Source organism: Flavobacterium sp. T50_26, assembly GCF_057652995.1.
Window position 1 is genome coordinate 72,867 of the sequence record NZ_JBYFCC010000009.1, and the last position, 13,106, is coordinate 85,972.

12 protein-coding genes are annotated in these 13,106 nt (G+C 33.5%); 4 read left to right on the plus strand and 8 right to left on the minus strand.

Annotated elements, in window-relative coordinates:
- The first annotated feature begins 27 nt into the window (after positions 1 to 27).
- On the plus strand, positions 28 to 1,134 hold the full coding sequence (locus AC23MC_RS07015; protein WP_487567692.1) for an ABC transporter permease: 1,107 nt from the start codon (positions 28 to 30) through the stop codon (positions 1,132 to 1,134).
- Between the two features lie 30 nt (positions 1,135 to 1,164).
- Here AC23MC_RS07015 and AC23MC_RS07020 read toward each other — a convergent pair whose 3' ends face one another.
- Positions 1,165 to 1,743 carry a hypothetical protein gene (locus AC23MC_RS07020; RefSeq protein ID WP_487567693.1) on the minus strand — a complete coding sequence of 193 codons (579 nt, stop codon included), beginning with the start codon at positions 1,741 to 1,743 and terminating at the stop codon, positions 1,165 to 1,167.
- Between the two features lie 117 nt (positions 1,744 to 1,860).
- On the opposite strand from AC23MC_RS07020, the gene AC23MC_RS07025 reads away from it, so the two are divergent.
- Together AC23MC_RS07025 and AC23MC_RS07030 are read left to right on the plus strand one after the other, a co-directional pair.
- On the plus strand, positions 1,861 to 2,676 hold the full coding sequence (locus tag AC23MC_RS07025; protein ID WP_487567694.1) for a DNA/RNA non-specific endonuclease: 816 nt from the start codon (positions 1,861 to 1,863) through the stop codon (positions 2,674 to 2,676).
- Positions 2,677 to 2,681: 5 nt separating this feature from the next.
- Positions 2,682 to 3,518, plus strand: coding sequence for an endonuclease/exonuclease/phosphatase family protein (locus tag AC23MC_RS07030; RefSeq protein ID WP_487567695.1), 837 nt, complete (start codon positions 2,682 to 2,684; stop codon positions 3,516 to 3,518).
- A 1-nt stretch (position 3,519) separates the two neighbouring features.
- Here the strand turns inward: AC23MC_RS07030 and rodA are convergent, their stop codons facing one another.
- The 6 genes from rodA to purH are packed head-to-tail and all read right to left on the minus strand — an operon-like array spanning position 3,520 to position 10,611.
- Positions 3,520 to 4,773, minus strand: coding sequence for a rod shape-determining protein RodA (gene rodA / locus AC23MC_RS07035; protein ID WP_487567696.1), 1,254 nt, complete (start codon positions 4,771 to 4,773; stop codon positions 3,520 to 3,522).
- Positions 4,773 to 6,626: a penicillin-binding protein 2 gene (mrdA, locus tag AC23MC_RS07040; RefSeq protein ID WP_487567697.1), complete on the minus strand. Its 1,854-nt coding sequence runs from the start codon at positions 6,624 to 6,626 to the stop codon at positions 4,773 to 4,775. Before mrdA ends, rodA begins: the two co-directional genes overlap by 1 nt.
- On the minus strand, positions 6,623 to 7,129 hold the full coding sequence (locus AC23MC_RS07045; protein WP_487567698.1) for a rod shape-determining protein MreD: 507 nt from the start codon (positions 7,127 to 7,129) through the stop codon (positions 6,623 to 6,625). The genes mrdA and AC23MC_RS07045 overlap by 4 nt, the downstream gene beginning before the upstream one ends.
- Positions 7,122 to 7,946 (minus strand): rod shape-determining protein MreC, encoded by an 825-nt coding sequence (gene mreC, locus AC23MC_RS07050; protein ID WP_487567699.1) that lies wholly within the window; start codon positions 7,944 to 7,946, stop codon positions 7,122 to 7,124. The genes AC23MC_RS07045 and mreC overlap by 8 nt, the downstream gene beginning before the upstream one ends.
- Positions 7,947 to 7,999: 53 nt before the next feature.
- Positions 8,000 to 9,028, minus strand: coding sequence for a rod shape-determining protein (locus AC23MC_RS07055; RefSeq protein ID WP_112084823.1), 1,029 nt, complete (start codon positions 9,026 to 9,028; stop codon positions 8,000 to 8,002).
- Between the two features lie 56 nt (positions 9,029 to 9,084).
- Complete coding sequence (purH, locus tag AC23MC_RS07060) at positions 9,085 to 10,611, minus strand: bifunctional phosphoribosylaminoimidazolecarboxamide formyltransferase/IMP cyclohydrolase (RefSeq protein WP_487567700.1); 1,527 nt, start codon at positions 10,609 to 10,611, stop codon at positions 9,085 to 9,087.
- Between the two features lie 247 nt (positions 10,612 to 10,858).
- Here purH and AC23MC_RS07065 point away from each other — a divergent pair, with 247 nt between their 5' ends.
- Positions 10,859 to 12,112, plus strand: a complete 1,254-nt coding sequence (locus tag AC23MC_RS07065; RefSeq protein WP_487567701.1) for an ABC transporter permease — start codon at positions 10,859 to 10,861, stop codon at positions 12,110 to 12,112.
- 55 nt (positions 12,113 to 12,167) lie between these two features.
- Here the strand turns inward: AC23MC_RS07065 and accD are convergent, their stop codons facing one another.
- Positions 12,168 to 13,022 (minus strand): acetyl-CoA carboxylase, carboxyltransferase subunit beta, encoded by an 855-nt coding sequence (accD, locus tag AC23MC_RS07070; protein WP_248432768.1) that lies wholly within the window; start codon positions 13,020 to 13,022, stop codon positions 12,168 to 12,170.
- Positions 13,023 to 13,106 lie beyond the last annotated feature (84 nt).

Consider the following 13,106-nt stretch of genomic DNA (forward strand, 5'->3'; position numbering starts at 1 on the left):
TTTGAGCAATAGTTGAAAAATAAACTAATGTCCAAAAGTAATCAGTCGTTAACTAATATAGCACTTCAAAAATTCCGAAAGAATTTTTGGGGTGTTTTTAGTTTTGCTTATATCGTACTGATGATTTTTTTGGCACTATTTGCGTATGTTTTGGCACCGAATAATTCAGAAAATGCTAATCAAATGCATCTGTCTATTCATTCAAAATCGCCTGGTTTTGAAGTGCAAATGTTAGCTGTTCCATCTGAGAAAATTGCTTCCAAAACCTTAAAAGGATACTTTTTCGGTCATCCAAATCAAGTAACAGAAATTCCGATTTTGGAATATAAGATTATTGGAAATTCAATTCAATATACAGAATATACCGAAGATGCTGAACTAAAACAAATCAAAGAAATTAGTTTAGATAAGTTTATTGGTTTTTCATCGATTCAAGAAGTTGAAAAAGAGTTGATTACCACAAAAAAATTCCACCTCGGTACAGATAAATACGGTCGTGATTTGTTGAGTAGAATGTTGGTTGGCTCACGTGTTTCCATTTCTATCGGCTTTGTTGCGGTTTTAATTTCAGTTATTGTTGGATTGTTTTTTGGTTCTCTCGGCGGATATTATGGCGGAAAAATTGATGCCATGGTCATGTGGTTAGTGAATGTAATTTGGTCTATTCCCACACTTTTATTGGTTATTGCCATAACGCTTGCTCTCGGAAAAGGATTTTGGCAAGTTTTTGTGGCGGTAGGTTTAACCATGTGGGTGGAAGTTGCCCGTGTAGTTCGTGGTCAAATCATCAGCGTAAAAGAAATGCAGTACGTCACCGCGGCAAGAGCATTAGGTTTTTCGGATATTCGAATTATCTTAAATCATATCATTCCAAATATTATGGCTCCGGTAGTTGTAATTTCTGCGGCTAATTTTGCTTCTGCTATTTTGGTTGAAAGCGGCTTGAGCTTTTTAGGTTTAGGAGCACAGCCACCCATTCCAAGTTGGGGCGGAATGATTAAAGATCACTACAGTTACATCATTTTAGGAAAACCCTATTTGGCATTAGTACCAGGGACAGCCATTATGCTCATCACGTTGGCTTTTATGATGACCGGCAATTCGCTGCGAGATGCTTTGGATGTAAAGCAATAAAAAAACCACGCTTTCACGTGGTTTAATTTGTTAGTTTCTAACTTTTGATAATTTTTGTTGAGCACTTTCAACGTCCATTTCAAGTTCTTTGATCTTGATTTGTTGTTTACTGATTTTGATGTTTTCTTTTTCAACCTCAATTTCAGTCAATTTTCCTTTTCGTTTCTTTTTTTCAAATCGCTCCATGTTTTTTTGAAGTGATTTTTTCTCTCTTGCTACCCTGTCATTAGCTCTCGAAACACTTTTTTCTGCTGAGGCAACTTTACTTTGTTGTCTTTCAAATTGTCTAACCTCTTTTTCATGTTTTCTTTGATCTTTTGCCAATTGTTTAGCCTCTTTATCTGCACGATTTTGAGCTTTTTCTGCATCTCTAACTGCATTTTCTCGTTCTTTTATTGCTTTTTCTTCTGCTTTTCGAGTAGCTATTGCTGCAGCTTCTTTTTCCTTTAATGCCTGCTCTTGGGCAATTTTAACTTCTTCTAGAGTTTTGGTTTCTTCAACAAGAATCCCTGTTTTAATCAAGGTGTCTGCGGTGGTTGTTTTTGTTTCCTGAGCTTGGCTCATAAAAGAGATTAACAAAATCAAAAGGGTACTAATTTTAAATTTCATAATGGTGTATAGTTTAATTAAACGAATTAATGTATGTCAAAAGAATTTCTTTTTTTTATACATTTACAAAGTTAGCAATAATCATTCCTTTTTGTTAAAATTAATCTATCTTTTTGAATGAGTAAATCAAGTTTCATAACTATATTATCTTTTATTTTTTTGCTATGTATTTCATGCAGAGATGATTATCTGTTAAATGATTTTAATTCTGACAGTCAAGTCAGTAATCTAGAATCAACTAAAATAAACTGGAATAAATTTGATTTTTATCCAACTTCAACAACCGGACAAATCATCAGACATGATTATTATACACTTTCGTATGATGAAGAACATGAACAAGCAGAATGGGTTGCTTATGAATTAAAATCTGGGGTTTCCTCTTATTCAGATTTAAAAAGACCATATTTTATTGAAGATCCAAAAGTAAAAACTAGTTCTGCTAATTGGAGGAATTATAAAAATTCCGGTTTCGACAAAGGTCATTTGTGTCCGGCCGGAGACATGAAATTTTCCAAAAAAGCCTATAATGAAACATTCTACACTTCTAATATTTCACCGCAAAAATCAGATTTTAATGCTGGAGTTTGGAATCGTTTAGAGCAAAAAGTTCGCTATTGGGCCGATAAATATGATGGTTTGTATGTGGTAACTGGTGGTGTTTTGGAAAACAATCTCAAAACCATTGGTCATGAAGATGTTTCTGTTCCGGATTATTTCTATAAAGTTCTGTTTGATGTTTCAAATGATAAACCTAGAATGATTGCTTTTTTAGTTCCTCATATAAATAGCAGTCGACCGCTTTATGAATTTGTGGTTTCTGTTGATGAATTGGAGGAATTAACCGGAATCGATTTCTTTCATCATTTGCCAAATGATATTGAAAACCAAATTGAAAAAAGTACCGATTATAAATCGTGGAGTTTTAATTAATGAATATGAAAAAGATAATTTTAGTTGTATTGATGATGTTATCTAATCAATTTTTTGGTCAAGAAGTAAAAGTAATGACCTATAACATTCGTCTTGATTTATCCAGTGATGGCGAAAACAGTTGGCCAAACAGAAAAGAAAAAGTTTCCAATTTAATTCAATTTTACGAACCGGACATTTTTGGAATTCAAGAGGGATTGCCACATCAAGTGCAGTTTTTAGATTCTGCCCTAACAGATTATAAAGTGTTTGGAGAAGGAAGAGATGGTCAACAAAATGGAGAACATAGTTCTATTTTCTATAAAAGCAGTAAGTTTGAATTAATTGAGTTTGATACGTTTTGGTTATCTGAAACACCGGATGAAGTTTCAAAAGGTTGGGATGCGGCCTTGAACAGAATTTGTACTTATGGATTATTTAAGAATAAAAAAACTAAGCAATTCTTTTGGGTTTTTAATACTCATTTTGATCATGTTGGAGAAACAGCCCGAACAAAAAGTGCTCAATTGATTCATCAGAAAGTCTCACAAGTAAACACAAAAAATTATCCAATAATAATCATGGGTGATTTTAATTTAGAACCGAGTTCTGAAGCTATTTTATTCTTATCCAATCAATATGTTCATTCAAAAAGTGCTTCAAAAATGAATTACAATTCAGGGGGAACATTCAATGCGTTTGAATTTCATAAACCAATTAGTAGTGAAAGAGAAATAGATCATATTTTTGTTTCAAAAAAATCATTCGAAATTAAAAAGTATGCAGTTTTAACAGATAGTTATTTGTGTAAATATCCTTCAGATCATTTTCCGGTATTGGTTGAGCTAAAGTTTTTAAAATAAACTACCATTCATTTACTTTATTGGCATCTAATTTTAAGAAAACAAACAATAAAATTGTAAACGACCAAAGACTGGATCCTCCATATGAAAAGAAAGGTAGTGGAACACCAATTGTTGGAAATAATTTGATGAGCATGGTAATGTTAACAAAGAAATGAGTAAATAAAATCGTGGCAACACAATATCCGTAAACCCGACTAAATTTTGTTTTTTGTTGTTCGGCTAAAAAAATAATTCTAAACAAAAGCGTCACAAAAAGAAGAATTACTACTGTTGAACCTACAAATCCCCATTCTTCACCAACTGTTGTAAAGATATAGTCGGTGTGTTGTTCCGGTACAAAACCACCTTTGGTTTGAGTACCTTCCATAAAACCTTTTCCAATTAATCCTCCTGAACCAATTGCAATCATTGACTGGTTGAGGTTATATCCTTCATTTTTTAAATCGACGTTGTCACTAAATAGTACATTTATTCTATCTTTTTGATGGGGTTCTAATACGTTATCAAAAACAAATCCAACAGATAAAACAAAAGAAGTTGCAGCAACAAAAACAATTAAATAGGCTAACGGATTTCTATCTACTCTTCTGGCTCTTATGTAGTGTAAAATCATCAAAAGAACAATGCCAATTAAAAGATACATGGGTTGAATGAGTAGTGCTGTAAAAAAGAGTACAATTGCAATAAAACCTGTCCATAGATACCATTCAGGTAATCCTTCACGATTTAGAACCAATATTAGCGATAAAAAAATCATGGCACTTCCCGCATCCGGTTGCATTAATATCAGTAACACGGGAACTAAAATTATTGCAAATGCGAGTAACTGATGGTTGAGATTTTTTAAAAAAACTTGCGAATCACTAAGGTATTTTGCTAGTAATAAGGATGTTGCTGTTTTTACAAATTCTGAAGGTTGGAACCCAAATGATCCAAATCCGTACCAGTTCGTTTGTCCTTTTACAGTTTTTCCGAAAACAAAGAGTCCTAATAAAAGCACAATGCCAAAAATATAGAATACAAAGGAAAATTTTTCGTATATTTTAGCGTCTATACTCAGTATAACAGTAATTAATGGAATACTCAACAGGATGAAAATTAGTTGTTTTCCATAGTAATCACTAAAGTCAAACGATGTGAATTCAATTGGAATAGACGTTGAAAATATATTTAACCATCCCATAACAACCAAAGTTGCATAAATCAAAACAGTTGTCCAATCGAGATTGCTGGTTACACTTTGATTTCTCATTACAAATTAATTCTAAAAGGTTGACCACTAATTACTTTAGCATACTCACTTTCTAAACTTGAATTAAACATTTTTTTCTCCAAATCAGTTCGGGATATTTTTCCTTTCAAATATTTTTCTATCATTAAACTGGCAATCGGTCCTGCGATTCGAGCACCCCAATAACCGTTTTCAACAAACACCGCAATAGCAATTTTGGGGTTATCTTTTGGTGCAAACGCCACAAAAATAGAGTGGTCGGTTAATTGCACACGTTGACCGTTTATTTTGGTAAAATTTTCTGCTGTTCCGGTTTTTCCGCAAATTTCAATTCCTTCTACTTGCAAACGAGAAGCTGTTCCTTTGTTATAAACGTCGAATAAACCTTGAATAACAGGAGGAAAATATTGTTTATCAATTGTTGTTTGATGTTTTGTAGTGAATTTTTTATCAATGGTATGGTTTTTTATTTTCTTGATAACGTGAGGGGTGTAGTAATAACCTTGATTGGCAACTGCACACATCACATTGCACAATTGAATTGGCGTCATCAAAACTTCTCCTTGACCAATGGAGTTCGATATAATGGTAGTACTTTTCCATCCTCCGGCAGAATAATATTTGTCGTATAATTTTGAAGTAGGAACATTTCCTTTTCGTCCGGGAGGCAAATCATAACCCATAAAATTCCCTAATCCAAAACTTTTTAAATGATTGCTCCAAGCATCTACACCATAAGCCGGTTTTGGATATTTTTCAATAATTTTTTTATACGTATTGGCAAAATACGTGTTGCAAGAACTGTAAATTCCGGCATTTAAACTAAATCCTCCCGAATCGTGGCATTTCATAAAGCGATTTCCGTAGCTAAATCCTCTTCTGCAGAAAAAAGTAGTTTGTTCATCAATTACTTCTTCTTGCAAACCAATTAAAGCAGTTAAAATTTTAAATGGTGAGCCTGGAGGATATTCTGCTAATAAACTCCTGTCGTACAATGGGTTAGCAATACTGTCGTTATAAAGTTGAGTATAATTTTTAGACCGTTGTCTTCCAACTAAAAGAGCAGGATCATAGGTTGGAGCAGATATTAACGCTAAAATTTCGCCTGTGTTTGGCTCAATGGCAACAATTCCACCCCGTTTATTCTTCATGAGTTCTTCGCCATATTTTTGAATATCAATATCTAACGTAAGCGTAATGTCTTCGCCTTGTTTGGATATAGTGTCATAAATACCTTCTTTATACGGACCAATATCTCGGTTGAATTTATCTCTTTGGATGTATTTTACACCTTTTCTCCCTCTTAAAAATTCTTCATATTGTTCTTCAACACCTTGTTTTCCAATTAAATCACCACTTTTGTAATACGGATTTTTTTCAACCATTGCAGGATTAACTTGAGTGATAAATCCGAAAACATTGGCACCTACACTCACTTGATAATCTCTTAATGAGCGTTTTTGAATATAAAAGCCTTGAAATTTTCTAATTTTTTCTTGAAATGCTGCAAATTCTTTTTTGTTTAATTGAGGTAAAAATACAGAAGGAAGTCGCGGACTATAAATTATTGCTTTTTTGAGCTTTTTGTCAAATTCTTCTTTCGTTATATCAAGTAAATCGCAGAATTTTAAAGTGTCTAAATCTTTAATTTCCTTCGGCACAACCATGATGTCATACGAAGGCTGATTAGCAACCAAAAGTTTCCCTTTTCGATCATAAATATAACCGCGTTCCGGATATTCGTAAACGATTTTAATAGCGTTATTGTCTGATTTTAATTTGTATTCGTCGTCAATTATTTGCAAATAAAATAACCTTGCCAAAATGGCAACAGTTACAAAAATTATTAAAGAGGGTAAAATAGCTTTTCTCAATTTTTACTGGGCTTAAACATATAGATGAGTAAAATACAAAGTATAAGTGTAAAGATAGTACTCAAAATGGTTCTAAGCAATATATCCCAAAAAAAACTGAATCGGAATATTTCCAATAAAAAAAGAATGATGTGATGAGTTAGCACCGAAATTAACAGGAATGAAAACCTTTCTGGAGTTAGTCTTTCATTAATTTTTACTGTTTGATATTCATAACTCAAACCAAAAGAAAATTTAAAAAAAGAAGGTCGCAGGTAGGCCAATGATACGCAAGATGCCGCATGAACACCTCCTGAATTGTTGAACATATCCATTGTTATGCCAAGCAAAAAACTAGCCAATAATAGTCCGTTTTTGTTTCCGTTAACTGGATATAAAACAATAAAAAGAATGTATGGAAACGGATTGATGTAGCCCAAAAAATTTATCTTACTAAAAATAGCCACTTGAGCCAAAATCAGTAAAATAAATCTGAAAATATTGATGATTAGCGTGCTATTCATTTTGGTTTTGGGCTTCTAATTCTATTATTTCCTTGCGGTCTTTATTTTCAATGATGTAAACATGACCTAAACTCGTCATGTCGTTAAAGAGTTTTATATCAATGGTAAAATAGTTGGTTTTATCATCGGTATAAATTTTATGAATTGTTCCGATATTTATATTTTCCGGAAAAATTATTGATTGAGCTCCAGTAACAATTGTATCTCCTTTTTTAACAGAGGCCAATCTGGGAACATCAATTAATTGAACATATCCTGTGTTTTTTCCATTCCAAGTTAATGTTCCAAAGTGACTTGTTTTTTTAATCTTAGCATTTATTCGTGATTTTACATTTAAAATACTAATCACGGTGGCATAACTTTTTGATGTATTTTCTACAATTCCAATAATTCCTTTGCTGTTTACAACGCCCATATCGGTTTTAACGCCTTTAGCACTTCCGGAATTGATAGTTAAGAAATTTTCGTGAACATTATACGAGTTATTGATGATTTTTGACTGAATCACTTTGTAGTTTCCAAAACTGCTAAGTAATTCTTTGTCTATGATTTTGGTAGTATCTTTTCTGTTGTAAAGTAAGCTTTTTAAACGAGCATTTTCGTTGGCTAAACCTTCGTTTTCCGTTTTTAAATTCAAATATTCATTCACTGAATTGATGCGTTCATACACACCTCCGGTAACAAAATTAGCCGAATTAATTACTTTACTTCGATGATACGAATGCGATTGAATTGTGAGCGATAACGAAATGACCAAAAGCAGCAAAAACAGTAGCCTTGTACTGTTTTTTATGATAAAAATAAATATCTGCTGCATGTTTCAGTGATTCAGATTGGTAATTCCGTTAGCGTAAATATCAGTAAAACTGATTATTTGATTAAAATACTTCTGAACTTGTTGATGTTTTTTAATGCAATTCCGGTACCACGAACAACGGCTCTCAACGGATCTTCGGCAATATAAACCGGTAAATCTGTTTTAAGCGAAATTCGTTTGTCTAACCCGCGTAACATTGAACCACCACCAGCAAGATAAATCCCGGTGTTGTAAATATCAGCGGCTAACTCCGGTGGAGTTTGCGATAAAGTTTCCATTACAGCATCTTCAATTCGTTGAATTGATTTGTCTAATGCTTTGGCTATTTCGCGATAGGAAACATCAACCTGTTTTGGTTTTCCGGTTAATAAGTCACGACCTTGAACCGACATTTCATCCGGTGGAGTGTCTAACTCTTCGATAGCGGCACCAATTTCAATTTTTATTTTTTCTGCTGTACTTTCTCCCACAAACAAGTTGTGTTGTGTACGCATGTAGTAAACAATATCATTTGTGAAAACATCACCGGCAATTTTAACCGATTTGTCACATACAATTCCACCTAAAGCGATTACGGCAATTTCTGTTGTTCCACCACCAATATCCACAATCATATTTCCTTTTGGTTGCATAATATCAACACCAATACCTATTGCTGCTGCCATTGGTTCGTGAATCAAATAAACTTCTTTTCCGTTTACGCGTTCACAGGATTCTTTTACAGCACGCATTTCTACTTCAGTTATCCCGGATGGAATACAAACAACCATGCGAAGAGCTGGAGTAAACAAGCGTTTTTTAAGAGCCGGAATACTTTTGATAAACATACTGATCATTTTTTCAGATGCATCAAAGTCGGCAATTACACCATCTTTTAGTGGCCTAATTGTTTTAATGTTTTCATGCGTTTTACCTTGCATTAAGTTGGCTTCTTTTCCAACAGCGATAATTTTTCCCGATATTCTATCACGAGCTACAATCGACGGAGAGTCAATCACCACTTTATCATTATGAATAATTAAGGTATTTGCGGTACCAAGGTCAATGGCGATGTCCTCGGTCATGAAATCAAAAAATCCCATACGTTTGTTTAGGGTTAATTAGGTTTATAAAATTGTAACGCACAAAGGTAAAAAAATTAATGTTTAAAATGACGTGTTCCTGTAAATACCATTGCAATTTTATTTTCGTTGCAATAGTTTATACTCAATTCATCTTTAATTGATCCGCCCGGTTGAATAACAGCGGTTATTCCGGCATGATGAGCAATTTCTACACAATCCGGAAACGGAAAAAATGCATCACTTGCCATCACAGCACCATTTAAATCAAAACCAAAAGTATTCGCTTTTTCAATTGCTTGTTTCAAAGCATCTACACGCGAAGTTTGTCCTGTTCCGGAAGCAATTAATTGTCCGTTTTTGGCAAATACAATTGTATTCGACTTCGTGTTTTTGCAGATTTTTGAGGCGAAAAGTAAATCTTCAATTTCTTGATCAGTAGGTGTTGTTAGGGTAACGGTTTTTAAGCCTTCTTTATTGTCTGTAATATTGTTTTTATCTTGAATTAATAATCCGTTCAAGCAAGTTCTAATTTGTTTGGTTGGTAATTCAACTTGGTGCTGAACTAAAATGATGCGGTTTTTCTTTTCCTGTAAAATTGCAACTGCTTCATCGTCATAACTTGTTGCTATAACAACTTCGCAAAATAATTGATTAATTTCTAAAGCAGTTTCTTTGTCAATTTTTCCATTGGCAATTAAAACTCCTCCAAAAGCAGAAGTTGGGTCGCCTGCCAAAGCATCTAAATAGGCTTGTTTCATTGAACTTCTTGTTGCAATTCCGCACGCGTTATTGTGTTTTAAAATTGCAAAAGTGGGGTCATTTTCTTTAAATTCTAAAATCAAATTCACAGCCGCATCAACATCTAATAAATTGTTATAAGACAATTCTTTTCCGTGCAATTTGGTGAACATTTTATCAAAATCGCCAAAGAAAAATCCTTTTTGATGCGGGTTTTCGCCATAGCGAAGTACTTGACCATTTTCGATACTTTCTTTATAAATTGTTTCGTCTGTATTGAAATAATTAAAAATAGCCGAATCATAATGCGAAGAAACATGAAAAGCTTTGGTTGCCAAATGACGTCTTTGTTCTAAAGTTGTTGAACCATTTTGAGAAGAAATCAATTCCAACAAATAATTGTATTCATTCACAGAAGCTACGATAATCGTGTCTTTGAAATTTTTTGCAGCAGCACGAATTAACGAAATACCACCAATATCAATTTTTTCGATGATATCTGCTTCTGAAGCACCGGATGCAACTGTTTTTTCAAACGGATACAAATCCACAATTACCAAATCTATTTGCGGAATTTCGAAGGCTTTCATTTCTTCCACATCACTCGGATTGTCTTGACGATTCAAAATTCCGCCGAAAACTTTTGGGTGAAGCGTTTTTACTCTTCCTCCCAAAATAGACGGATAAGAAGTAACTTCTTCTACAGGAACTACCGGAATATCTAAATTTTTTATAAATTCTTCCGTTCCTCCAGTCGAATAAATAGTTACATTTTGTTGGTGTAATTGTTTTACAATTGGCTCTAATCCGGTTTTGTCAAACACTGAAATTAAAGCAGATTGAATGGTTTTTGTAGTTGTCATTGTGTTGTTGTTTTTTGAAGGTGCAAAAGTACTATTTGTCTGTTTAACTATCAAAGGAATGCAAGATTAGTTTTTTCTTTTTTTTGATAATTTTTACAGTTGAAAATAACTTCATTTTTGGTTGAATTTTGTCAAGCTTTAGTGTGACATAGTGTTCGAGCGAATGAACACAAAAAACACATATTTTTTTGTAACAAAATAGCAACTTAAACTACCAATAACTATATTTACAATTAAGAAAAATTCTATGCTTCTTTATCTCCGTTTACTCAAAGAAAGTTTCAATTTTGCAATGAATGCGTTGCGAAACAATAAATTGCGTACTTTTTTGTCGTTGTTGGGAGTAACAATTGGAATTTTTTCAATCATTGCCGTCTTGGCTGCTGTAGATTCTTTAGACAAAAAAATTCAAGGAGATTTAGGCGATTTGGATAAAAATACGGTTTACTTATTACGTTTTCCATTTGGTCCAAGTGAAGTGCCGAGTTGGAAAAGAGAGCAATTTCCAAATGTAACGTATGAAGAATTTGACTATTTGAAGAAGTCATTAAACGGTGTAGATAAAATTGCGTTTAATCTTTTTACCCGAAACGAAAATATAAAATTTGAAGACAGAACGGTAAGCTCTGTTCGTGTTACGCCAACCACCAACGAGTTTGAAGGAATTGACGGAATTAAAATTGACAATGGACGCTTTTTTAACGAATCAGAATCTAATGCCGGAACGGGAGTAATTATTTTGGGTTACGAAGTTTCAAATGGTTTGTTTGATAGTCCTGAACAAGCTATTGGAAAAAAAATTCGCATGTATGGTCAGCGTTTCACGGTGATTGGCGTTACTGAAAAGCAAGGATTTTCTACTTTTGGTGATAGTCGAGATAATGCGGTTTTTATCCCAATGAACTTTATTAGAAGATTATACGGAGAAAATAGTGATATGTTAACACCAGCCATATTGATAAAACCTGAAAAAGGTATTGATATGGAAGGTTTTAAAGGCGAAATCACTCAAAAACTCAGAAATTTTAGAGGATTAAAATCTTCTGAAATCGATAATTTCTTTATCAATGTGCTTTCCGGTTTTACCGATATGATTGATGAAATTGTAGGTGAATTGAATATTGTAGGTTGGATTATCTCAGGATTTTCACTACTTGTTGGTGGTTTCGGAATTGCTAATATCATGTTTGTCTCTGTTAAAGAAAGAACCAATTTAATTGGAATTCAAAAATCATTAGGAGCTAAAAATAAATTTATTTTGTTTCAGTTTTTATTTGAAGCTGTAATTTTGTCAGTAATTGGTGGAATTATCGGTTTAGTTATGGTGTGGCTCATAGCAATGGTGTTATCCAAAGTGTTGGATTTTGAATTCGTTCTTAGCTTCGGAAACATGATGCTTGGTGCAGGTTTAGCTGGATTTATTGGTTTGGTTTCCGGAATTATTCCGGCGATTTCAGCTTCAAAATTAGATCCTGTGGAGGCGATTAGGAGTGGGATGTAATTAATGAAAGAAAAATTATTCATAAAAAAAAATCCCGATTTCTCGGGATTTCATTTTATCTAACATCTTCATTTAAAATTAAATCTAAATAGAGATTTACTTTATCTTTTAATTCTTTTCGGTGGGTAATAAAATCCAAGAATCCGTGTTCTAACAAAAATTCAGAGGTTTGGAAACCTTCCGGTAAATCTTTTCCAGTCGTGTCTTTTACAACTCGTGGTCCGGCAAAACCAATTAATGCTCCCGGTTCACCGATATTGATGTCGCCTAACATCGCATAAGATGCTGTTGTTCCTCCCGTAGTTGGATCGGTACATAATGAAATGTAAGGAATTTTAGCTTCGGCTAATTGAGCTAATTTTGCTGAGGTTTTGGCTAATTGCATCAATGAAAAAGCAGCTTCCATCATTCTGGCTCCACCTGATTTTGATATCATCACAAACGGAACGTTGTTTTTGATAGAATAATCAATTCCTCTGGCAATTTTTTCACCTACCACAGCTCCCATAGAACCGCCGATAAAGGCAAAATCCATACAACAAACGACCAAATCTTTTCCTTTTGATTTTCCTACGGCTGTTCGAACCGCATCTTTCAATCCGGTTTTGTCGTAAGCTTCTTTTAATCGGTCGGAATATTTCTTCGTATCTACAAAATGCAAAGGATCTTTTGAAGTCATTTTTGCATCTAATTCTTTGAATTTATTGTCGTCAAACAAAATTTCAAAATATTCTTTACTGCCAATTCGCACGTGAAAATCGTCATCGGGACTCACCCAAAGATTTTTGGCTAATTCATCCTGATCAATAATTTTTCCGGTAGGCGATTTATACCAAAGTCCTTTTGGAACGTCTTTTTTATCTTCCGTAGCGGTTTGAATTCCTTTTTCTGTTCTTTTAAACCAAGCCATATTTCTTAAATTTAGAAATCAGAAATCAGAATTTAGAATTTAGAAACCTTCTGCTCTAAATTCTAAATTCTAAATTCTAAATTA

Excerpts from the sequence above, each read along its gene's own strand:
- AC23MC_RS07015 (WP_487567692.1), top strand. The coding sequence starts at position 28 with ATGTCCAAAAGTAATCAGTCGTTAACTAATATAGCACTTCAAAAATTC.
- AC23MC_RS07020 (WP_487567693.1), bottom strand. The coding sequence starts at position 1,743 with ATGAAATTTAAAATTAGTACCCTTTTGATTTTGTTAATCTCTTTTATG.
- AC23MC_RS07025 (WP_487567694.1), top strand. The coding sequence starts at position 1,861 with ATGAGTAAATCAAGTTTCATAACTATATTATCTTTTATTTTTTTGCTA.
- AC23MC_RS07030 (WP_487567695.1), top strand. The coding sequence starts at position 2,682 with ATGAAAAAGATAATTTTAGTTGTATTGATGATGTTATCTAATCAATTT.
- rodA (WP_487567696.1), bottom strand. The coding sequence starts at position 4,773 with ATGAGAAATCAAAGTGTAACCAGCAATCTCGATTGGACAACTGTTTTG.
- AC23MC_RS07045 (WP_487567698.1), bottom strand. The coding sequence starts at position 7,129 with ATGAATAGCACGCTAATCATCAATATTTTCAGATTTATTTTACTGATT.
- mreC (WP_487567699.1), bottom strand. The coding sequence starts at position 7,946 with ATGCAGCAGATATTTATTTTTATCATAAAAAACAGTACAAGGCTACTG.
- AC23MC_RS07055 (WP_112084823.1), bottom strand. The coding sequence starts at position 9,028 with ATGGGATTTTTTGATTTCATGACCGAGGACATCGCCATTGACCTTGGT.
- purH (WP_487567700.1), bottom strand. The coding sequence starts at position 10,611 with ATGACAACTACAAAAACCATTCAATCTGCTTTAATTTCAGTGTTTGAC.
- AC23MC_RS07065 (WP_487567701.1), top strand. The coding sequence starts at position 10,859 with ATGCTTCTTTATCTCCGTTTACTCAAAGAAAGTTTCAATTTTGCAATG.
- accD (WP_248432768.1), bottom strand. The coding sequence starts at position 13,022 with ATGGCTTGGTTTAAAAGAACAGAAAAAGGAATTCAAACCGCTACGGAA.